Source organism: Candidatus Desulfatibia sp. (assembly GCF_036446775.1).
GTDB lineage: Bacteria > Desulfobacterota > Desulfobacteria > Desulfobacterales > UBA11574 > Desulfatibia_A.
Window position 1 is genome coordinate 1 of sequence record NZ_JAZFTO010000001.1, and the last position, 17,649, is coordinate 17,649.

The 17,649-nt window shown below is 45.6% G+C and carries 30 protein-coding genes; 7 read left to right on the forward strand and 23 right to left on the reverse strand.

The genetic code is table 11. The features are described from left to right. Positions 1-343 (reverse strand): M28 family peptidase (locus tag V3S16_RS00005; RefSeq protein WP_413882616.1); only part of this gene is annotated, 343 nt, incomplete at its 3' end. 440 nt (positions 344-783) lie between these two features. Between V3S16_RS00005 and V3S16_RS00010 the strand changes: the two genes are divergently transcribed. Both V3S16_RS00010 and V3S16_RS00015 read left to right on the forward strand, forming a co-directional pair. Beyond that, complete coding sequence (locus V3S16_RS00010; RefSeq protein WP_413882617.1) at positions 784-1,890, forward strand: radical SAM protein; 1,107 nt, start codon at positions 784-786, stop codon at positions 1,888-1,890. 138 nt (positions 1,891-2,028) lie between these two features. Continuing rightward, positions 2,029-3,114 carry an ATP-binding protein gene (locus V3S16_RS00015; protein WP_413882618.1) on the forward strand — a complete coding sequence of 362 codons (1,086 nt, stop codon included), beginning with the start codon at positions 2,029-2,031 and terminating at the stop codon, positions 3,112-3,114. A gap of 348 nt (positions 3,115-3,462) precedes the next feature. Here the strand turns inward: V3S16_RS00015 and V3S16_RS00020 are convergent, their stop codons facing one another. Both V3S16_RS00020 and V3S16_RS00025 read right to left on the reverse strand, forming a co-directional pair. Next, positions 3,463-3,846: a type II toxin-antitoxin system VapC family toxin gene (locus V3S16_RS00020; RefSeq protein ID WP_413882619.1), complete on the reverse strand. Its 384-nt coding sequence runs from the start codon at positions 3,844-3,846 to the stop codon at positions 3,463-3,465. Between the two features lie 2 nt (positions 3,847-3,848). Continuing rightward, a complete protein-coding gene (locus tag V3S16_RS00025) occupies positions 3,849-4,082 on the reverse strand; it encodes a ribbon-helix-helix domain-containing protein (RefSeq protein WP_413882620.1) in 234 nt (77 codons plus the stop codon). Positions 4,083-4,499: 417 nt separating this feature from the next. Here V3S16_RS00025 and V3S16_RS00030 point away from each other — a divergent pair, with 417 nt between their 5' ends. Together V3S16_RS00030 and V3S16_RS00035 are read left to right on the forward strand one after the other, a co-directional pair. Further along, positions 4,500-4,733, forward strand: coding sequence for a type II toxin-antitoxin system VapB family antitoxin (locus V3S16_RS00030; RefSeq protein ID WP_413882621.1), 234 nt, complete (start codon positions 4,500-4,502; stop codon positions 4,731-4,733). 1 nt (position 4,734) lies between these two features. Then, positions 4,735-5,121 carry a PIN domain-containing protein gene (locus V3S16_RS00035; RefSeq protein ID WP_413882622.1) on the forward strand — a complete coding sequence of 129 codons (387 nt, stop codon included), beginning with the start codon at positions 4,735-4,737 and terminating at the stop codon, positions 5,119-5,121. A 91-nt stretch (positions 5,122-5,212) separates the two neighbouring features. Here the strand turns inward: V3S16_RS00035 and V3S16_RS00040 are convergent, their stop codons facing one another. Then, positions 5,213-5,488 (reverse strand): hypothetical protein, encoded by a 276-nt coding sequence (locus V3S16_RS00040; protein ID WP_413882623.1) that lies wholly within the window; start codon positions 5,486-5,488, stop codon positions 5,213-5,215. 138 nt (positions 5,489-5,626) lie between these two features. On the opposite strand from V3S16_RS00040, the gene V3S16_RS00045 reads away from it, so the two are divergent. Further along, positions 5,627-6,004: an aldehyde ferredoxin oxidoreductase N-terminal domain-containing protein gene (locus V3S16_RS00045; protein ID WP_413882624.1), complete on the forward strand. Its 378-nt coding sequence runs from the start codon at positions 5,627-5,629 to the stop codon at positions 6,002-6,004. Positions 6,005-6,049: 45 nt separating this feature from the next. Further along, a complete protein-coding gene (locus V3S16_RS00050) occupies positions 6,050-6,727 on the forward strand; it encodes a zinc ribbon domain-containing protein (protein WP_413882625.1) in 678 nt (225 codons plus the stop codon). 372 nt (positions 6,728-7,099) lie between these two features. Here V3S16_RS00050 and rsfS read toward each other — a convergent pair whose 3' ends face one another. Next, positions 7,100-7,489: a ribosome silencing factor gene (gene rsfS, locus V3S16_RS00055; protein WP_413882626.1), complete on the reverse strand. Its 390-nt coding sequence runs from the start codon at positions 7,487-7,489 to the stop codon at positions 7,100-7,102. Next, positions 7,486-8,166: a nicotinate-nucleotide adenylyltransferase gene (nadD, locus tag V3S16_RS00060; RefSeq protein ID WP_413882627.1), complete on the reverse strand. Its 681-nt coding sequence runs from the start codon at positions 8,164-8,166 to the stop codon at positions 7,486-7,488. The genes rsfS and nadD overlap by 4 nt, the downstream gene beginning before the upstream one ends. 309 nt (positions 8,167-8,475) lie before the next feature. Here nadD and V3S16_RS00065 point away from each other — a divergent pair, with 309 nt between their 5' ends. Continuing rightward, entirely contained in the window at positions 8,476-9,258 is a 783-nt protein-coding gene (locus V3S16_RS00065; protein ID WP_413882628.1) for a glycerophosphodiester phosphodiesterase, read from the forward strand. A gap of 107 nt (positions 9,259-9,365) precedes the next feature. On the opposite strand, the gene V3S16_RS00070 is transcribed toward V3S16_RS00065, so the two are convergent. The 17 genes from V3S16_RS00070 to V3S16_RS00150 form a co-directional block, all read right to left on the reverse strand. Next, the gene (locus tag V3S16_RS00070) at positions 9,366-9,920 is read right to left on the reverse strand and encodes a phosphoribosylanthranilate isomerase (protein WP_413882629.1); all 555 of its coding nucleotides are present in this window, start codon (positions 9,918-9,920) and stop codon (positions 9,366-9,368) included. Positions 9,921-9,999: 79 nt separating this feature from the next. After that, a complete protein-coding gene (locus V3S16_RS00075; RefSeq protein ID WP_413882630.1) occupies positions 10,000-10,485 on the reverse strand; it encodes a peptidylprolyl isomerase in 486 nt (161 codons plus the stop codon). A 115-nt stretch (positions 10,486-10,600) separates the two neighbouring features. Beyond that, positions 10,601-11,605: a D-cysteine desulfhydrase family protein gene (locus V3S16_RS00080; protein ID WP_413882631.1), complete on the reverse strand. Its 1,005-nt coding sequence runs from the start codon at positions 11,603-11,605 to the stop codon at positions 10,601-10,603. Positions 11,606-11,795: 190 nt separating this feature from the next. Further along, a complete protein-coding gene (locus tag V3S16_RS00085; RefSeq protein ID WP_413882632.1) occupies positions 11,796-12,488 on the reverse strand; it encodes a tetrahydromethanopterin S-methyltransferase subunit A in 693 nt (230 codons plus the stop codon). A gap of 115 nt (positions 12,489-12,603) precedes the next feature. Continuing rightward, positions 12,604-12,960 (reverse strand): type II toxin-antitoxin system PemK/MazF family toxin, encoded by a 357-nt coding sequence (locus tag V3S16_RS00090; RefSeq protein ID WP_413882633.1) that lies wholly within the window; start codon positions 12,958-12,960, stop codon positions 12,604-12,606. After that, a complete protein-coding gene (locus V3S16_RS00095; protein WP_413882634.1) occupies positions 12,954-13,202 on the reverse strand; it encodes a CopG family transcriptional regulator in 249 nt (82 codons plus the stop codon). The genes V3S16_RS00090 and V3S16_RS00095 overlap by 7 nt, the downstream gene beginning before the upstream one ends. 280 nt (positions 13,203-13,482) lie before the next feature. After that, positions 13,483-13,638: a type II toxin-antitoxin system PemK/MazF family toxin gene (locus tag V3S16_RS00100; RefSeq protein ID WP_413882635.1), complete on the reverse strand. Its 156-nt coding sequence runs from the start codon at positions 13,636-13,638 to the stop codon at positions 13,483-13,485. Positions 13,639-13,844: 206 nt separating this feature from the next. Next, positions 13,845-14,030 carry a hypothetical protein gene (locus tag V3S16_RS00105; RefSeq protein ID WP_413882636.1) on the reverse strand — a complete coding sequence of 62 codons (186 nt, stop codon included), beginning with the start codon at positions 14,028-14,030 and terminating at the stop codon, positions 13,845-13,847. Beyond that, the gene (locus V3S16_RS00110) at positions 14,027-14,221 is read right to left on the reverse strand and encodes a type II toxin-antitoxin system HicA family toxin (protein WP_413882637.1); all 195 of its coding nucleotides are present in this window, start codon (positions 14,219-14,221) and stop codon (positions 14,027-14,029) included. The genes V3S16_RS00105 and V3S16_RS00110 overlap by 4 nt, the downstream gene beginning before the upstream one ends. Beyond that, positions 14,221-14,445, reverse strand: a complete 225-nt coding sequence (locus V3S16_RS00115) for a type II toxin-antitoxin system HicB family antitoxin (RefSeq protein ID WP_413882638.1) — start codon at positions 14,443-14,445, stop codon at positions 14,221-14,223. The genes V3S16_RS00110 and V3S16_RS00115 overlap by 1 nt, the downstream gene beginning before the upstream one ends. A gap of 175 nt (positions 14,446-14,620) precedes the next feature. Then, complete coding sequence (locus V3S16_RS00120) at positions 14,621-14,887, reverse strand: CopG family transcriptional regulator (protein ID WP_413882639.1); 267 nt, start codon at positions 14,885-14,887, stop codon at positions 14,621-14,623. Continuing rightward, a complete protein-coding gene (locus tag V3S16_RS00125) occupies positions 14,823-15,116 on the reverse strand; it encodes a BrnT family toxin (RefSeq protein WP_413882640.1) in 294 nt (97 codons plus the stop codon). Before V3S16_RS00125 ends, V3S16_RS00120 begins: the two co-directional genes overlap by 65 nt. A 133-nt stretch (positions 15,117-15,249) precedes the next feature. Then, positions 15,250-15,579, reverse strand: a complete 330-nt coding sequence (locus V3S16_RS00130) for a type II toxin-antitoxin system PemK/MazF family toxin (RefSeq protein WP_413882641.1) — start codon at positions 15,577-15,579, stop codon at positions 15,250-15,252. Next, positions 15,567-15,821 carry an AbrB/MazE/SpoVT family DNA-binding domain-containing protein gene (locus V3S16_RS00135; RefSeq protein WP_413882642.1) on the reverse strand — a complete coding sequence of 85 codons (255 nt, stop codon included), beginning with the start codon at positions 15,819-15,821 and terminating at the stop codon, positions 15,567-15,569. Before V3S16_RS00135 ends, V3S16_RS00130 begins: the two co-directional genes overlap by 13 nt. A 232-nt stretch (positions 15,822-16,053) precedes the next feature. Continuing rightward, the gene (locus V3S16_RS00140; RefSeq protein WP_413882643.1) at positions 16,054-16,407 is read right to left on the reverse strand and encodes an SEC-C metal-binding domain-containing protein; all 354 of its coding nucleotides are present in this window, start codon (positions 16,405-16,407) and stop codon (positions 16,054-16,056) included. 105 nt (positions 16,408-16,512) lie between these two features. Further along, complete coding sequence (locus tag V3S16_RS00145; RefSeq protein ID WP_413882644.1) at positions 16,513-16,848, reverse strand: HigA family addiction module antitoxin; 336 nt, start codon at positions 16,846-16,848, stop codon at positions 16,513-16,515. 9 nt (positions 16,849-16,857) lie between these two features. Next, positions 16,858-17,136 (reverse strand): type II toxin-antitoxin system RelE/ParE family toxin, encoded by a 279-nt coding sequence (locus tag V3S16_RS00150; protein WP_413882645.1) that lies wholly within the window; start codon positions 17,134-17,136, stop codon positions 16,858-16,860. Between the last annotated feature and the right edge of the window lie 513 nt (positions 17,137-17,649).

Genomic DNA, 17,649 nt, shown 5'->3' on the forward strand with positions numbered 1-17,649 from the left:
GCGCGGCTAGCGCCCGGGCGGTCTCAAGCTGAACGGCAACGGCACTGGCATTGTCGTCGGCCCCCACCGTACCGGCCACCGAATCGTAATGGGCACCCAGGATAAAATGTTTGGCAGGATTATCACTAAAAGAAATTTCCGTTATAATATTGGCTACCGTAAAATTATGGAATTGATAGGGCTGGCGCTGAACCGGCAGGCCGATCTTTTGATAAAAGGTCTCGATATATTCAGCCGTTCGCTCCAGATTTTTGGGTATATGGACACTGCGTTCGCCAATGTTCACCGTCAGTTCACGAAGGTGCTCCTGCAACCGTTCAACCGTTTTTTCATTGTCAATCATTGATATTCCTCCCTCATTGAAACTGAAGCGGAAAACAAACAGTTCATGTTTATTCTAACCACGCAGGTCACGAAAGAGAAAAAAGCAAAAAAATCTTCGTGTTTCTGCGTGTGCTTCGTGGTGAAAAAAGATTTTGCCATAAATATATTGGTAATGGTAATTGAAAACTACGAAACAATTCTCTATAATTGATAGTAAAGCGTCGCTTCAAATCGACAAGTAGCGTTTTAGCATATGACACTTTAATTCGGAAAAACGAGCCGATGCTGGATGCCTGATACTAGATGCTGGATTGGAAAATAAGGAATTCATCATTATATCCAGTATCCAGAATCAAGCTACCAGTATCCAGTATCCAGTATCTGCTTTTATCTTGATAATTTGGCATGTTGAAAAAATTGATTCATTATTTAAGTTTGTAGCCCGACAAAAAGATTAACATGGGAACATGCAATTACTGTAACACAAGCAGCCGAACCATTTCCAACACTATCGGCTATTGCGCCGACTGTATTAGAAACAATTTTGACGTGGTCTGGCCCCAAATCAAAAAGGTGCACGACCAAAGTCGAACCACTTACGGCCTGCCGACCGACCCTCCCCGTTCAAAAAACGGCCTTCAATGCGGGCTGTGCGTTCACGACTGCCAAATTCCCGAAGGACACACAGGGTTCTGCGGGCTGCGACGCGTGGAAAACGGCCGTATGCGCGGCGGCCGACCGCACGAGGGTAATCTTTACTACTACTTTGACCCGCTGCCCACCAACTGTGTGGGCGATTTTGTTTGCCCGGCGGGTACCGGCTGCGGCTATCCCCAATACTCGGTTTCCAGAGGACCTGAAATCGGCTACCGCAATCTGGCAGTTTTTTACCATGCCTGTGCCTTTAACTGCCTGTACTGTCAGAACCATCAATTCAAGCAGCGTACATTTTCTACAAAAACGATCTCTGCCAAACAACTCGCTCAGGCTGCCATTAAAAAAACCACCTGTATTTGCTACTTCGGCGGCGACCCCACTCCTCAGATCCTGCATGCCGTCAAGGCCGCCCGAATCGCCCTTAAAAATGCCCAAGGCGGTATCATGCGGATCTGCTGGGAAACCAACGGGGCCGTGCAGGAGCCATATCTTTCTATGATGGCGGACCTGTCGCTCAAATCCGGCGGCCTGGTCAAGTTCGATTTAAAAGCCTGGAGCAAAGAGATTCATTTCGCCCTTTGCGGCGTAACCAACGCCAAAACACTTGAGAATTTTAAGGTACTGGCCCAACTTTTCTACCAACGGCCCCGGCCACCGCTTTTGATAGCCAGCACCCTGCTGGTGCCGGGATACATCGATGAATCCGAAGTGGCAAGCATCGCCAAGTTCATCGCCGATCTCAACCCCAAGATCCCTTACAGCCTGCTGGCTTTTTATCCTCAATTTTACCTCAACGACCTGCCCATCACCGCCAGATCGCACGCCCTGCGCTGCCGGGAAGTCGCCCTTGATGCCGGCCTCGCCAATGTCCACATCGGCAATGTGCATTTGCTGGCAGAAGACTACTGACCCGTACCTTTCACGAGCCGATATCACCTCATCCGCGGCGTTGCAGCGCATTCGCGGTGGCAGACCACAGCTTCATGCCCTGCGCCCCCGACGGCGGGATTTCGCAAGCTCAACTTGCGGCTGCGGCAATCTCGACTCGTGAAATATGCGGGCGAACCCCAAATATTTCATAAGAAATTCGCATTTGAGCTGCTGGATGATGTTACCTATATACGTGACTGGGACAAAGGCATTAAGTTTCTTGCCGATGCCGGGATTTTAGAGAATATAATTTTATTGCTGACCGGCTCTGACACGGTGATTATAAAAGAAGCACGTATGAGGTTTCCCGGCAGGCGGGGACCTGCGGACAAAGTCGATTTCCTGATTCACCCACTTAGCTTTTTTGAATTTATTAAATTAGGGCGTCGATTTGCCGAAGATGAATTAGAAATACTGCGCAACCATGAGGCCCAGGACATTGCCCCGTTGATCGACCGGCTGAGCAAAGCGTTTGAGCGTTACCTGATCCATGGTGGATTTTTAACAGCCATAAACGATATGGAGAAAAAAGGCGCTATTAATCCGGCCACCTTATACACGTATAGCGACTGGATCAGAGGCGATGTTTTAAAAAAAGGCAAAAAGGAGCATTATCTCCGTGATATACTAAGCGCCGTTGTTAATCGCTATGGCAGCCAGGTTACATGGAATGCGCTGTCAAAAGAACTTTCCATCGATCACCCCCAAACCGTGGCTGATTATGTCGCCCTGCTCGAATCGATGGGTGTTGCCTTTGTACAAGCGGCCGTTTTGGAGGATAAGCTTTCAGCTTCACCTAAGAAGGCCCGCAAAATGATGTTCACTGACCCGTTTATTTTTCATGCCGTACGTGCCTGGCTGTACCCATCCAAAGATCCTTACACACAGCAGGTAAAAGCTGCTCTTTCAGATCCGCTATGGCCGGCCAGACTGGCGGAGGCATGTGTGGCAACCCATTACTCGCGCCGGTATCCGACGTATTACATTAAAGCCAAAGGCGAAGTAGATGTAGCCTATGTCCGTCAGAATCGTCTCTGGCCCATCGAGGTCAAGTGGACAACCCAGATCCGTCCAAAAGATCTAAAACAAGTGGCCAAATACACTAACAGCCGCATATTGACCCGCCAACGGCAAAGTGGAGAAATTATGGGCATACCAACAGAACCGCTTCCGCTGGCACTATTTCGGCTCGGAGTTAACTAGTGTCCATCCATAAATGGCCCTTTTTGCCCTGCTCGGCGATCTCTCTCCGAGGCGTAGGCCTACGCCTCGGAAAGCTCTACCCTCCGGCCTGTAAGCCCTACAGCTTAAAAAGGTACATTGGAACTGGTATTCTTCTGCACGGTCCTGATGTCAAATTTGAACACTAATAACCGTAGTGTCCAGTTCTGAAGCCATGATATATAGCAGTAAAAAAGATGGGGTAACGTAGAATTGCGCCGCGCCGCGTACATACCTATGGTCATGCAGCTTGGCTAAATGCAAGATAAAGATAAGAATGTTCAAAATCGCGAGATATTAGGCGTCAGCTCAAATGACTTGGTTGGCCTTCTATTTCTTGTAGGCTGGTCTAAGTCCTTTCAACATAGGGTAGTGCTTGGTATTGAGTGTCTTCAACACCGCATTCTCGGCTTCAGCGGTAGCAGCCAAGATGGCATCTGCAAGGCCGACGCCGTGTGACTTGCTATAGTCGCGCTTGTAAAGCCCTCCAGCTTTCGCGATATCGGCACTTACAGGGACAACACGAAAGAGATAGACAAAATTATCCAGAGCAGCTTGTTCCGTATCTCCTTTTACTCCAGCGTACAACTCTGCAACGACGATGGATGATAGGATGATCCGAGAAGATTGGGCGTTAACGAAGGCCACCGCTTTACTGTAGCCGCGGAGAAAGTCAACAAGAACATCTGTGTCAAGAAGGAATGATTCCGCCATGATTAGTTCCTGTCCCATTCGGCCCGCATTGCCTTGAAGTCAGGAAGATCCGTACGGTCCTTCCAGATTCCGGCGGCCCCGCGCAATGCCGCCTCCCGCCGACTGCTGCCCGCCTGTTCGATTAGGCGATCGATGGCCTCTCGAATTAGCTGGCTCTGTTTCTTTCCCGCCGTTTTTGCGATAGCAGCCAGTTCGTTACGTTGGTGCTCTGTCAGGTATATCTGCGTTCGTACCATGCCACACCTCCAATACTGTATACATCAGTATTATACATCAGTATTATTGCCTGTCAAGGCCAACGCCCGGTTCAGCGGCGGCGTCTGATCGCCGTCCGCTTCAACCGCAATAGAGCTATCGGCATTCTTCTTGCAAGTGGGGTCAAACCTTGATCTTTGACTTAATCAGATTGTATTTTCGCCTCATTTCAGTTTGCCTCGACATTTCTGACTTGACAATAACGGCCCTTCGACTCACCGCAGAATAAGTTAAAATCAATAATCAAGGTTTGACCCCATTGATTCACCTCCCCCATATCACATATTCAGACCATGTTTTTTCCTATTTTGTTGTGTTATTATTTTCCTTGACATATGGCATAAAACATCACAATATATATTATATAAATTGTGATGGAGGATGCCATGAGAACGACCGTGACACTTGATGAGAAGCTTGTCAGGGAATTGGTAAAATTTTCCGGTGCAAAAACCAAGACTGCTGCAGTTGCATTAGCCGTTAAGGGACAGATTCGGAGAGCAAAACTCAAAAAACTTGCAGGTCTCCTTGGAACAGTTGATGTCGATGAAAAAGCCATTAAGGAGAGTAATAGAGCGGACATGAAGCGTGCTCAATGGCTGGAAGATATTGGAAAAGAAAAGGAAGCATAACATGGAATCGGTTTTGCTGGACACTTCTATTTGGATTGATGCATTACGAGGCAAGACACCCAATATTGTTGCACTTACTCAAGGATTGCTTAATGATGATCGTGCCCTTACCTGTGGGCCGGTCATATTTGAAATCAAACGAGGCCTTCGTTCACCTGAGCGAAAAAAAATATTGCCGTTGTTTGACGCCTTAATCCGTCTCTCCTTTGACGAAGCTATGTGGGATGCTGCTGGTGATTTAGATGCCTCGCTCCGCAAAAAAGGCGTTACCATCCCACCAATGGATGTACTAATTGCCCAGATATGCCTGCATCACAAGGTTGCTCTTTTTACCCTGGATGAACATTTTCGTTTAGTCCCAGGGCTGCAAGTGTTCGAACCGCAGTAAATTTTTATTCCGGACTAAGCGTCGTACCACCTGCCCAGATGAAGCTGCATAAGGAACTTTTCTTTTGGTTCCAACTGTAGATAGCCTGTTATTATGCTGGGAAAAACAAGGATAGACGTACCCGGGCAAGGCCCAAACGACCAAGCAGGTTATACAGAAATAGACCGGCGGGGATGATCTTTTCTGCGCGGGGAGTATGGTAGCAGAGCCTGATAAAGCTCTGACAGAGAGCATGAATGTCAGGGGTGTCGATGTAAATGCGATCGCCTTTGTGACGGAAACCCGCGGCCTCCGGCTCCGCTTCCAGCCCGTAGGGCTTACAGGCCGGAGGGTAGAGCCTACGCCTCGGAGAGAGAACGCCGCTCATCGGAAATATAGCCATTTATGAATGGAAACTAGATAGAATTTATTGATATTGGTCAATCCTTGTGGCATAATCCCGGCCGGTCAGCCCGTTTGATAAAGAGAGACCTTTAATATACGCCCCTGTTGCCGGAGAAACACAATGCATGGATTTTACGGCAGGATTCCGAAAATCAATCTTACCGGGCAAACATACGAAATTGTGCCCTTAAACAACGAAATATTATTCAGATACCTGGGTGGCAAGGGACTGGCCACCTATCTGCTTTATTCGACCAACCCCCAAGGGGTTGACCCGCTTTCTCCGGACAATTGTTTAATCTTTGCCACCGGCCCGACTACCGGCAGCTTAATATGGAGCTCCAGCCGGTACGGCGTTTTTACCAAGTCTCCCCGGACCGGTTTTTATTCTGAATCTTATTCCGGCGGCAAAGTACCGGAAGCTGTCGATGCCGCCGGGCTCAAGATCGAAGGCCCTGAACATTTCATGTTGACATATAATAAAAGGAGTTTAAATTAATGCTTCGCACAAACAGCTGATGCAATTAGATTTGGAGAATAATGAATGGCTTTTGAAACCAAACAAGAAGTTTTAGAAAAAATTTTGTCTCAGAAAAAACCTCTGTGCCGCTACTGCAGCGAGGCGATGAAACTGTGGGAAGTTCCCCCTTTTTCGTTCAGTGACGGCCTCGGCTGGGGCACTCCCTACCTGTATGTCTGTTTCAACGATGAGTGCCCTCCATATGTACAGGGTTGGGATGATATTCAGGAAAATTATGCCTATAACGCTTCTTACCGGTGCATGTGTTATCCGGGAACAGAGCAGTACGAATGCATCCCTGTGTTCAGTCCCGTGGGGGCCACGGGGCAAATCATCGACGACCAGGTTTTGGCCGAGCAGGAAGCCTTAAAGCAGGCCGTTAAAAGAGGGTTCGAGATTCTTACGGACGCCTATATGGCCAAAGACGGCGTCACCGTGATGCGCTTGCTGCTGGATGCCACCGAACCGGCCCGTGTCAGGGCCAAAGCTGCTGAGATGATCGGCGACATCGGATCACTGGAAGCCGTAGAGCCGTTAAGAAGCGCCAAGGTCGGCAATCAGATCGTTCAGAAAAATATAGATGCGTCTGTCAGTAAAATCCACGCAAGACATTTCACCCGGGAATGCCCGTTCTGCGCTGAAGTAATCAAGAAAAGAGCCAAGATTTGTAAACACTGCTGTAAGGATGTGGCCGGCCAGTAAAGAATCCCGGCCCAGAGGACCAGGCTTTGGTTTCACCCCATAGGGGTGCGCCTATCTCAAACGGAGTAAATTAAATTCCAAATAACAAATATCAAATATCAAACAAATAACAATGACCGAAATTCGAAAATCCCTCCGGGGCGTAGGCCCGATGCCCCTACGGGCCGGAGGCCAAACAAGGTCTCGTCCTGGAAGGTTTTGGTCATTGAATATTGGAATTTGTGATTTATTTGTAATTTGGTGCTTGGAATTTGTGATTTTAGACACAAACCTCCAAGGCAGAGCCAAATATCTCTGACCTGGCTCTCCGAGGCGTAGGCTCTACGAGCCGGAGGCCCAAAGAACCAGGTTTTTCAGGACTAAATAAAATTTTTATGCATCGGGTTTTAGATTCTGATCGGGGGCGTTGATCAGGCTTGGGGTTTTTATTTTTTTGGCATCTATCCAAAGGCCTTCAAGGTCATAGAAGTTGCGGATCGGTTCATAAAAAACGTGCATGATCACATGTCCGTAGTCGAGCAATACCCAGTGCCCTTCTTTTTTGCCCTCCACGCTCAGAGGCCTGATACCGTGCTTTTTAAGCTCCACCTGAATAAATTCCGCAATTGCAACAACCTGGCGGTTAGAACGTCCGCTGCAAATAATAAATGCATCTGCAATCGAAGTCAAATCGCGGACGTTAAGAATCACAAGATCGAAAGCTTTCCTCCCTAACGCTGCTTTGACATAAAAATCCAGCGACGGATCAAGATCATCACTCATAAATAAAGCCCTTTGGTTTTTATAAAATTTTCGACCTTTTTAGGAACTAAAGATGTAATGTTGCGTCTATTTTTTACCGATTCGCGAATCTGTGTTGAGGAAATCTCAACCGGTGTAACATCAAAGACGAAAATCGGCTGCTTTTCAGCATGAACATAACATGATTGCGAAACGGATAAGCGATAGGCATCTGATATCTTCGATTTAAGATATTTCTCCAGGATTTCCCACATCAAGTCACCGTCCCGGCGATAGACGCCCGGGCGTGCCATGACAATGAAGGGAATCAGATCAAAAAGATCCAGGTAAGACTTCCAAGTATCTATCTCATGGAAAGCATCCAGGCCCAGGATGAAAAAAAGCCCGGTATTTTCCGGCAGGACTTGCATAAAATAGCGTACCGTATCGATTGTGTATGAAGGTCCCGGTCGTGTCAACTCAACATCGGATGCCGTAACGGATTGCGCCAGAGCCGGATAGTTGGCAACCGCCAGCCGGATCATCTGCAAACGATCTCGGGCATCAGCCACACCTCCCGGTTCTTTATGCGGCGGCAGGGCCGCCGGGATCAGTTTGATTTGATCCAGGTCAAAAGCTTCCATCACCTCCTGGATCACTTGAAGATGTCCCCGGTGAATCGGATTAAATGTACCGCCGAACAGCCCGATGCGTTTCAATATGCTCTCTTTACAGTATCTTCAGACCTCGTAAATAATGACAGATTACGGGGAAAATTTTGTACAGAACGCTCCATTTCTAATCAAAGAGTTGGGTTCAAAGGTTCAATGTTCAAAGGTTCAGAGGTTGATCCCTCATTTAATTACCCCTATGGAATCAATGGTATAAGAAAAAAGCGCGAAGCGATTAACCTCTCTGAGGCGTAGGATCGTGCCTCTACGAGCCGGAGGCCTGAACGCAGAACCTGTGAACACCCACTAAAGGTCTACGGTCATTTTTATCTAATGAATGACGAGGTCTGTACTAATATGAAACCATGGATAATAGCACACCGGGGAGCTAGTTTTGAGGCCCCGGAAAATACAAGATCCGCCTTTGATAAAGCTCTCACCTATCCCATCGAGGGCTTGGAGCTGGATGTCCAGATGACCGGCGACGGCCGGCCGGTTCTGTATCACAACAAGACCCTGTCCCAAATCAACGGCAGCCGCAAAAGAATTTCCGATTACACTTACAAACAACTCCTTGCCTGTGATTGGGGCGGCTGGTATTCTCCGAAATATGCCGGAGAAAAGATACTCACGCTCCGTGAAACCCTCCGCTTGTACAGCCGGAGCACCCGGCTGCTGATTGAAATCAAGTCACGAAAACAAGATCGGATCTCCGGCAGATCTATGGAGCTTACCGACAATATATTGAAAGCATTGGAGACCACGGCGTTTAGGAATCGTCGAGATAATATTTTTATTCTCTCTTTTGATCCGGATGTCCTGAAGTATGCCTTCCGCAAGGCGCCCGGCTTGAAATATGTGCTGAACTTATCGCATTCGAGCGGGGAACTAACTAGTCCTGCCGCGATTCTGCGGCAGCCCCGGCCCGAAACCGATCATCTGTACGCCCTGTGCGTAAAAGAAAAATTTCTTTCACAGGACCTGGTCTCATATACCCATGAGTTACAAAAGCTTTTAATGGCATATGCCTGTAACGTTACCAAACAGGTGAACAAGGCCCTCAGTCTGAATGTAGACGTGATTATTACGGATAAACCCGGCTGGCTGTCGACATTGCTCCATAAAAAAGGCCTGCGATGATGACAAGGGATATGTCTCAGCTGTCGACGCATTCGAATTCCTTCATCTGAATAAGACCAAACTTCTTTTTAAAAATACCATCAAAGGTGTTTGTCGTAACCAAATTTTTAAGAAGAGGAAGTATTACTGCAATTTCTTACGGCACCGATAAAATCTTTCATTAACTCAAAATTTTTTACACCATCTTTTTCCACTCCACTGGACACGTCAACGCCAAATGGCTTGATTGTTCTAATTACATCGCAAACATTGTCTTTGTTGAGGCCGCCGGCTATAACCAGCCTTCCTTCCACATCCTTAAGCCACTTGGGAAATGTTTTGAATACACCGCTTCCCACGCTTGTATCATACACAAAATAGTTGTAATTAAGATCTTCCGGAGGCTTTTCCCGTGAAGCAAATACAAGGTTCGCAAGTTGCTTGCTTTCATAAATCTGTACATAATCGAAGGCATCCGCTGCAGCTTCAACATCACTATAATGCACCCCCACTACAAAAGAATCTATTTCTCCGCGGGCATATTCGGCAAGCTTTATCGCCTTTTCAGGGGGGCAATATCGTATACTTTTATGGTAGGTAACAACACCAATTGCATTATAACCATACTCTATGGCTTTATCTATTTGGGCTGTATCAACTAAGCCGCAAACCTTTACAAACATATTTTACTCCCTCAACGGTCAGTCCATGATCTAAGCTCATTACACCATTTTCATTTTCCCCGGGCGAAAAATGATACGTTTACTTCTCGCTTATTTTTACCTGCTCCATCTTATCGCCTTCCCGAATTGAATCCACGACATCTTGACCGACCACTACCTTTCCAAATACTGTGTGTTTCCCATTCAAGTGCGGCTGGGGTGCGTGTGTGATGAAGAACTGACTTCCATTCGTGTTTGGCCCAGCGTTCGCCATCGAGATCACGCCCTTTTCATGTTTCAGTGGATTTCCCGCTACCTCATCTTCAAACCTGTAACCAGGGCCGCCTCCACCTGTGCCTGTCGGATCTCCCCCCTGGATCATGAAATTACTAATCACCCGGTGAAAAGATATACCATCGTAAAAGCCCTTGCCGGCCAGGAATACAAAGTTGTTGACCGTTTTGAGTGCGTGTTGCGGATAAAGCTCCAATTCAATGACACCCGTGTTGGTTTCAATTATCGCCCTATACGTCTTGCTTGAGTCAAGTTGTATCTCGGGGGGACTATCCCATTGCAGATCAGCCATAAACTATTCCTCCTTAATTCGTAAAAGGTCGAATTCATCACGTTTTAGGTTTTTAAGTGTTAGGTTTTAGGTTATTGTTTTACGATTATTTGCAAATACTTAAAAAGATAGTTGTTTACTTGTTTATATCCCTGCGGGCGATTTCCCCTGCATACGGAAACAGTGCGGGGGTTCCTCCCGTATGCCAAAACAAAACCGTATCATCCGGAGAAAACTCGCGTCGCTCTATCATGTCAATAAGCGCCCCCATCGCTCTTCCCGTGTAAACGGGATCAACGAGAATTCCCTCTGTCTCGGCTGTCAACTGTATTGCTCTCCGCTCAAGTTCACCAACGACTCCGTATCCATCACCAAAATATTCATTCCGAATTGTGACGTCGGAAGGAGTAAAGGTCAGCCCTGCTTCCAGTCGTTCGGCCGTCGAATTCGCAAGACTCAACACCAATTCATCAAACGGTCGATCACCTGCTTCGGCTTTGTCGATCCCAATGCCGATGAGCTGAAAGTGCTGATCAAAAATGCTTCTGCCCACGATAAGACCCGCTTGAGTGCCGCCAGAGCTTGAGGGAAACACTATTTGCGTTACCGTCTCCTCCAGTTCCGCCAATTGGGTCACCAATTCCCGAACGGCTTCAACAAAGCCGACTGCCCCCGTTGAATTCGACCCGCCATAAGGAACTACGTATGGTTTGCGGCCGGATTCGCGGATTTGGTCTGCTATCTCGGGGATCTTCTCACCCTTCCGAAGCTCTCCTGTCCAATGAATCTCCGCACCAAACAGTCCATTGAGGAGCAGGTTGCCATTTGGAATATCCGGGGGTTCACCGCCGAGAACCAGGTGACAGGGCAGCCCGCATGCTGCGGCCGCCGCTGCCGTCTGCCGGCAATGGTTAGATTGTTCCGCCCCGCCCGTTATCAAGGTATCGCACCCGCCAGCGAGCGCCTCGCCAACCAGATACTCCAGCTTCCGAGTCTTATTTCCTCCCATAGCAAGGCCGGTTTGATCGTCACGCTTCATCAGGATTCGGGGACCGCCCAACTTCTTGGATAGGCGGGGAAGCTTAACGATGGGGGTAGGGAAAAAGCCCAGTTGCTGCCTATGCATTTGTACGTATCCCATTTGTTGTATCTCCAAAACCGTTTAGCATGCTAAAGTAAACATTTGCTTTTTTAGTTATCGTTACATCCTTGAATTCTGACATAGGCTATTCCTCCTATTTAATAACATTTTTTTATTGAAACCCAACGATGCAGGTGTGCCGCCGCGTTAGCGGTCGGTACTACCCGTTAGTTGTCTGCTGCTTAAGTGCCTATGATTTTTTCTCTTGTTTTTTTTTGGATCTGGCCTTTAACTTTTTCATTAGTTCCTGAGCTTTTCTTTTTGCTTCACGCTCCTTATCATCAAGAATCTCGGCCCATGGCTGGGTTATGCGCCATGTCAGTTTACCACTGAGAGGCGTCTCAGAATATGCACCTGGATCGTACAATGAATAACTACGAAACTCTACGGGGCTTTCCTGGTAACAGGACCAAACAGCCTTTCTGATTAGATCCGGATCTCCTTCAAATTGAAGATCAATAACAGAAAGCTGATTTCGGAAACGCTCAATCATCTCCATGGACAGGTTGAACAGAAAAGGGTGAGGCGCATCGGTATCAATGATACGTTTCTTGTCATCAACGCCATGTTGAATTAAAGCTTTTAAAGCCTCGCCCGTCAAATGGCCCATAGACTCTGGTCCACCGACGATTAGATAGCGTATGTTAGGATTGGCGACGATGTTGCATACAATTTTTTCAAACCCAATATTCTCAGTCTGCACAGTGCCTGATAAAGCAGCCCCCGTTTCTATCCCAGCCCGTACAAGACTCTCAAGTTCGGGAGGAATTTTATCTCCGTCACAATTCAAAATTATGGCCACGGCAACTGGAGAAAAATCATTCCCCCTCAGATACCTGCCATCCTCTGAAGGATAATCAGGGTGTGGATCGACTTTTAGCATTTTTATTTATATAACCTTATAAGAGTAGCCACATAACGCTTGCGTGGGGGGCTGACAAAAAAGCGCCGGCGTTTTGCCTGTCACACACCACGCGGATGTTAAATGCTTATTTATCTTAATCAACTTCTCTTGGTTCAGTGAGAAGCCTAATACCTTGTAAAATTGAAGAAATACGAATTCTCGACAACGTTCCGATTTTTTCTGATAAATCGCTTTTGTTGACGGTAAAAATTTGGGAAATATTCACTACGCTTTTTTTAGGCAGATTGGCCTCACCTTTGTTCAGAGCCACATTACCAGGTACTTGGGCTCGCTTAAGATTTGATGTCAGCGCGCAAACTACGACTGTATTGATTCGGCTGCGGTTGAATAGATTGTTTTGAATAACAACATGGGGATGACGATAGCCGGGTTCTGACCCTGAGGGTTCGTCGAATTCTATCCAGAATACATCGCCTTGGTTGATTACCATTGATCTTTCACTATCTTATAGTGCCTTGAACGCATTCTGGGCACAATGGGTTCAGATTCAGACAAGTCACCGTAGGCCTTATTCAGGGATTCAAGAAGCTCGGTATTTTTATGGCGCTGTATGAATTCTTCAGCCGCCAGAGCAAATACGCGACTTCTTGAGATATTTAGATTTTTTGCAAGAATATTCATTTGTTCAAAAATGGGCTCTTCAATTGATATCGCTGTCTTAATACTTGCCATAATGTTATACCTCCGATAAATACGATAAGTATAACCAATGGTATGCCCTATGTCAATACCATTTTTTCGTTCAAGCACCCAACCCAGCATGAGAAGCGTCATTTGGGGTCGGGCCACGGCAACCGACTATAATAACAGCAAAAGAGGCTTAAAATAGACCCTAAAATTGTCTTAAACGACTCTTTTTGGCCCCGAAAAGGACCTTTTAAGCTAAATAGCCCTGAGTTCTTGCGGTCAGGCGGACTGTCAGGTTCGGCTATTTTTAAATATTTCTGAAGGTTTAGAACAAAATGGGCTCTACATGCATTAAAACTTCCTGAAGTAACACCTCAGGACACCTGCCAATAGATGTCGCTTTTCTCGCTCTATGATCAAGAGATCGTAATTGATCCGCCAATATTACTCCCGATACCTTTTGACCTTCGGGAATCGTCACATAAAATGGATTTCTGCAACAAATCCCATCTTTCTATTAAAAGAAGTATTGAACATGAAAAGTAAGCCCAGGCGCCACGGCTTTTAGCCGTCAGACTCAAATGATTTGTTCGGCCTTGGTTTGTCAACAAGGCGACCTGTAACGTAACGATGAAGAATGCTTGAAATGAGAGTTTGGTAAGGCATACCGTCTTCAATAGCAATAGCCTAAAGCTCCTCCAGAGCCTTAGAGGATATTCTAATATTTACCCGTTTATCTTTTTTCAGCGTTTTTCGAGCATACTCTCGGTGTTTATTAATTTCAGCTTTAAGGTTTGAAACGGACTTCCATTCTCCCCGTTCAAAGGAATTGAGTATATCTTGTTCTTCTTTATTGAGTTTTATCGTGCTCATTCTTTTCCTCCAAGATAATCCCGCGTCGCTTTACGGCTTGGATGGTTTGGCATCGTTAGAGGAGTTCGGGTGCCATCTGGATTTTCTCTCGACATCGCAATATGATTGCCCTCACGAACGATATCGAATCCAAGAAGCTCAAAGGACTTAACAACTTTTCGAATTGGAGCATCAACAGGAAACTTCGACATCAGACAGATACTCCTGTTTCTGCAATGAAGGCTTCCAGAATGGGTGAGTCAACATCAATTTGTTCAGGCCCGAATGTTTCAACATGAAATTTAATTGCCGATTTAACATCAGCCAACGCCGCTTCGTATGTGTCACCCTGACCGACCACAACGCCCTTTAGGCCGAGTGGATAAGCAACATAGGTGTCGGGATGTTTCTCAACAACTATTTTAAATTGTTTCATAATATTGACCTCATTCAAGTTGGTTTTAGACAAATTAATAAATTATAGCACAATTGAAGTGTAAAAACAAAAACGGTTACCGTATATTTTTTATACACCGAACGTGGGCATAACCTGATGGGGTTGAGCTCTCAGCGAAATCACAGTCGGCGTTCATGCCATGGTTATGGACAGCTTAGGATTGATGGGCCGCATATTCATCCAATAATCTACGAATCATCTTTTGGTATTGAGTATTATACTTCTTTGCCTCATTTTTAAAAAACTCTACGCTCGCTTTGCTAAGAGCAATAGTGACCTTAACTGTTTCGTCCTTCAAAGCCAGTTCTTCAGGTGAAGGAAGGAAGTCGGAAATAACCTTCACATTTCCGATAGGCTCATCCGTGTATTTTATTTTCCCTTTCATATATCTTTTTTCCTTTCCGCCAATATCCGGCGCCAATAATCCTGATTTTGTTTTTTCGATAGGTAAACCTTACGGTCATAACTCCATCCGTGACTTTGCCAAGGCAATAATATCTCTTTTCATCATCACTGTGTTCCAGGTCCTCTAAAATGACACGATAATGATCCAGGAAAGCAAGCTGCGCTAGTGCAAAGGAGACACCGTGGTTTTTTTGATTCAGTTGGTCCTTAGCGGAATCCCATTCAAAATCAGATTGTTTAGTCATACGATTAAGATACGGCAGATCAAGATATGTGTCAATATATTTATATGGCCTTTTATATGGCTTTTACGTCCATCGCCCTCGCATTACAGGCGCGAGTTTACGAGCGTCCTGTGCATGCGGATGTTGGGCAGTCTTAAAACGCAAAAAGCCGTTGTAAGACGGAAATAACCTTTAGCTGGGTTTCAGGATTGATGGTACCGAGTTTTTTGATGAGTCTCGCTTTATCTATGGTTCGTATCTGGTCTAAGACGATTTGTCCTTTTTTCTTTTTAAATGTGCATGAGACTCGGGTGGGATAATCTTTACCGGCAGTCGACATTGGAGCGATGATGACGGTGCGGATATGTTTGTTCATTTCATCAGGCGAAACAATTAAACACGGTCTGGTTTTCTGGATTTCAGAACCAACTACAGGATCAAGGCTTGTCAAATATACATCGAATCGATTTGCTACCATTGCCATTCATTGTCATCCCAAGAATGTGAGATATTTTCAGCCTCGTCTATAATCATATCATCACCACTATCGGCCATAGCCTTAAAAGCGTCATCCCATCCATCTCTCGGGTTTGAAACTGGCCGTATAATTATTTGATTTTTATCCACATCTAACTCAACATCATCCATGATCCCAGTCTGTTCGAGCAGAGGCTTTGGAATACGTATCCCTTGGGAATTTCCAATTTTTACTATCCGTGCTCTCATATTTGACCTCCTTGATAAGAAATGTTCATACATTGTAATTACATTTCCTTTGAAAGTCAATAAACAAATTTTCGTTTCGTTATTTTTGATGCCCAACACCCGTGTTGAGAGGCCGCAAGGAACAACGGCCTGTGATAAAGCTAAGTTATTAATATATTGTGTAAAAATAAGGGACCGCCCGAACCTTGCGGTCCTTTCAAACACATTGTTAGCTGGTCCAAAGGTGTTAAAATCATTCTAATTTTTTATGTGTAACTTTTGTGCCCGATTCCTTTCTTTCTATTTCAATCATCATTCCCTGTAATCTGGGACGAATTGAAGTTTGATAATACGACATAGCTTCTTCTTCGGTTTTAAATACTTCTGGTGCCTGCCATTCCTTTGGTTCACCAATGCAGTTAACATTATCCCAAGTGTGGACTATGGCGATAAACCCATTAACTGTTTCATCAAAACGAACACCACCCTTCATCCGGATTGAAGGAGATAGTCCATCAAACTGAGATTGTTTTACCTTGCTGCAACACTTTTTATATTTTTTACCAGATCCGCATGGACATGGCGAATTCCTGCCAATTTTTGACATATCTTTTCTATTTGCCTTTCAATATCTTCATCATTATCATTCATTCAGCTAACCCGCGCCTGACCAGCGGGCGCGGTTTTTAGCCCGTCTGCGTCCAGGCGGATGTTATGCCCCGGCACTATGCTCAATCCCTGTTTCCGTTGTCTTGACCGGGATAATTCGCCGTTTGATGTCAGACCAAATATTTCGCTTTATCATTCGCAAATCATATTCAGTCTGCAAATTCAGCCAAAACTGAGCTTCAACACCGAAATAGCGCTGCAATCTCAATGCAGTATCGGCAGTAATGGATCTTTTCCCGTTGACAATCTCGCTAATCCTATTGGGAGGGACCGAAAGGTCACGTGAAAGCTGATTTATACTAATGCCCAAAGGTTCCATAAAATCTTCACGAAGGATTTCACCTGGTTTAATCGGGTCAAGAAGTTTGTTGGCACTCATATCAATACCTCAAAGATAATCTACAATTTCAACATTAAATGCATTACCTTCATGCCACTCAAAACAAACACGCCACTGTTTGTTAATGCTGATAGTGAATTGCCCCTTCCTGTTTCCTGTTAGAGAATGGAACTTATTTCCTGGATTAAGCATTAAAGCTTCCAGATTCGGAGCGGCATGAAGAACCATAAGCCTTTTTCTCGCCTGCCGTTCAAAAGATTGGAAGCGGCGGACCCGTTGATCGTTGAACAGCTTTTCAGTATCTCGGCAGGCAAATGATTTTATCATACGCACACAGTATTACGTTTTGCGTAATATGTCAAGCGGATTTATTGATTGCGGGCATAATAGTGCTTTATGATGCACAGTTGGTTCAAAAAGAAATCCCGAAAAAATTCCGCTTCTATTATTAAAAGTGGCTGAAGTATTAAAGGGCATTTGGGTCGGGCCAGGCTATCGTATTAATATTTATGGATTATTGCTCCAAAAGTAGGTAATATTAGCTCTTAAATCGCTATTGTAAAGAACCCGTGCTTCACGAAGATGATTTGAACCTCCTGCCTCCCGTGCTTTTTCTCTTAAAAGTGTGTTTTGAGCCCCCAAAATGGTCATTTAAGGCTTTATTTAAAGCAAAAATAGAACGTTTTATAAATTATTTCAATATGTTGCTGTGGCCCGACCCCAATTCGTTAGGTCTTAAATCGCTATTGTAAGGAACCTGTGCTTCACGAAATGATATGAACCTCTCGCTCCCCGTGCTTTTTCTCTTAAAAGTGTGTTTTGAGCCCCAAAAATGGCCAT

Bases quoted from the DNA above. Each gene is read 5' to 3' on its own strand.
- V3S16_RS00010 (WP_413882617.1), top strand. From the start codon at position 784: ATGGGAACATGCAATTACTGTAACACAAGCAGCCGAACCATTTCCAAC.
- V3S16_RS00020 (WP_413882619.1), bottom strand. From the start codon at position 3,846: ATGGCGGAATCATTCCTTCTTGACACAGATGTTCTTGTTGACTTTCTC.
- V3S16_RS00025 (WP_413882620.1), bottom strand. From the start codon at position 4,082: ATGGTACGAACGCAGATATACCTGACAGAGCACCAACGTAACGAACTG.
- V3S16_RS00035 (WP_413882622.1), top strand. From the start codon at position 4,735: ATGGAATCGGTTTTGCTGGACACTTCTATTTGGATTGATGCATTACGA.
- V3S16_RS00040 (WP_413882623.1), bottom strand. From the start codon at position 5,488: ATGAGCGGCGTTCTCTCTCCGAGGCGTAGGCTCTACCCTCCGGCCTGT.
- V3S16_RS00045 (WP_413882624.1), top strand. From the start codon at position 5,627: ATGCATGGATTTTACGGCAGGATTCCGAAAATCAATCTTACCGGGCAA.
- V3S16_RS00050 (WP_413882625.1), top strand. From the start codon at position 6,050: ATGGCTTTTGAAACCAAACAAGAAGTTTTAGAAAAAATTTTGTCTCAG.
- rsfS (WP_413882626.1), bottom strand. From the start codon at position 7,489: ATGAGTGATGATCTTGATCCGTCGCTGGATTTTTATGTCAAAGCAGCG.
- V3S16_RS00065 (WP_413882628.1), top strand. From the start codon at position 8,476: ATGAAACCATGGATAATAGCACACCGGGGAGCTAGTTTTGAGGCCCCG.
- V3S16_RS00070 (WP_413882629.1), bottom strand. From the start codon at position 9,920: ATGTTTGTAAAGGTTTGCGGCTTAGTTGATACAGCCCAAATAGATAAA.
- V3S16_RS00075 (WP_413882630.1), bottom strand. From the start codon at position 10,485: ATGGCTGATCTGCAATGGGATAGTCCCCCCGAGATACAACTTGACTCA.
- V3S16_RS00080 (WP_413882631.1), bottom strand. From the start codon at position 11,605: ATGGGATACGTACAAATGCATAGGCAGCAACTGGGCTTTTTCCCTACC.
- V3S16_RS00085 (WP_413882632.1), bottom strand. From the start codon at position 12,488: ATGCTAAAAGTCGATCCACACCCTGATTATCCTTCAGAGGATGGCAGG.
- V3S16_RS00090 (WP_413882633.1), bottom strand. From the start codon at position 12,960: ATGGTAATCAACCAAGGCGATGTATTCTGGATAGAATTCGACGAACCC.
- V3S16_RS00095 (WP_413882634.1), bottom strand. From the start codon at position 13,202: ATGGCAAGTATTAAGACAGCGATATCAATTGAAGAGCCCATTTTTGAA.
- V3S16_RS00105 (WP_413882636.1), bottom strand. From the start codon at position 14,030: ATGAGCACGATAAAACTCAATAAAGAAGAACAAGATATACTCAATTCC.
- V3S16_RS00110 (WP_413882637.1), bottom strand. From the start codon at position 14,221: ATGTCGAAGTTTCCTGTTGATGCTCCAATTCGAAAAGTTGTTAAGTCC.
- V3S16_RS00115 (WP_413882638.1), bottom strand. From the start codon at position 14,445: ATGAAACAATTTAAAATAGTTGTTGAGAAACATCCCGACACCTATGTT.
- V3S16_RS00125 (WP_413882640.1), bottom strand. From the start codon at position 15,116: ATGACTAAACAATCTGATTTTGAATGGGATTCCGCTAAGGACCAACTG.
- V3S16_RS00130 (WP_413882641.1), bottom strand. From the start codon at position 15,579: ATGGCAATGGTAGCAAATCGATTCGATGTATATTTGACAAGCCTTGAT.
- V3S16_RS00135 (WP_413882642.1), bottom strand. From the start codon at position 15,821: ATGAGAGCACGGATAGTAAAAATTGGAAATTCCCAAGGGATACGTATT.
- V3S16_RS00140 (WP_413882643.1), bottom strand. From the start codon at position 16,407: ATGTCAAAAATTGGCAGGAATTCGCCATGTCCATGCGGATCTGGTAAA.
- V3S16_RS00145 (WP_413882644.1), bottom strand. From the start codon at position 16,848: ATGAGTGCCAACAAACTTCTTGACCCGATTAAACCAGGTGAAATCCTT.
- V3S16_RS00150 (WP_413882645.1), bottom strand. From the start codon at position 17,136: ATGATAAAATCATTTGCCTGCCGAGATACTGAAAAGCTGTTCAACGAT.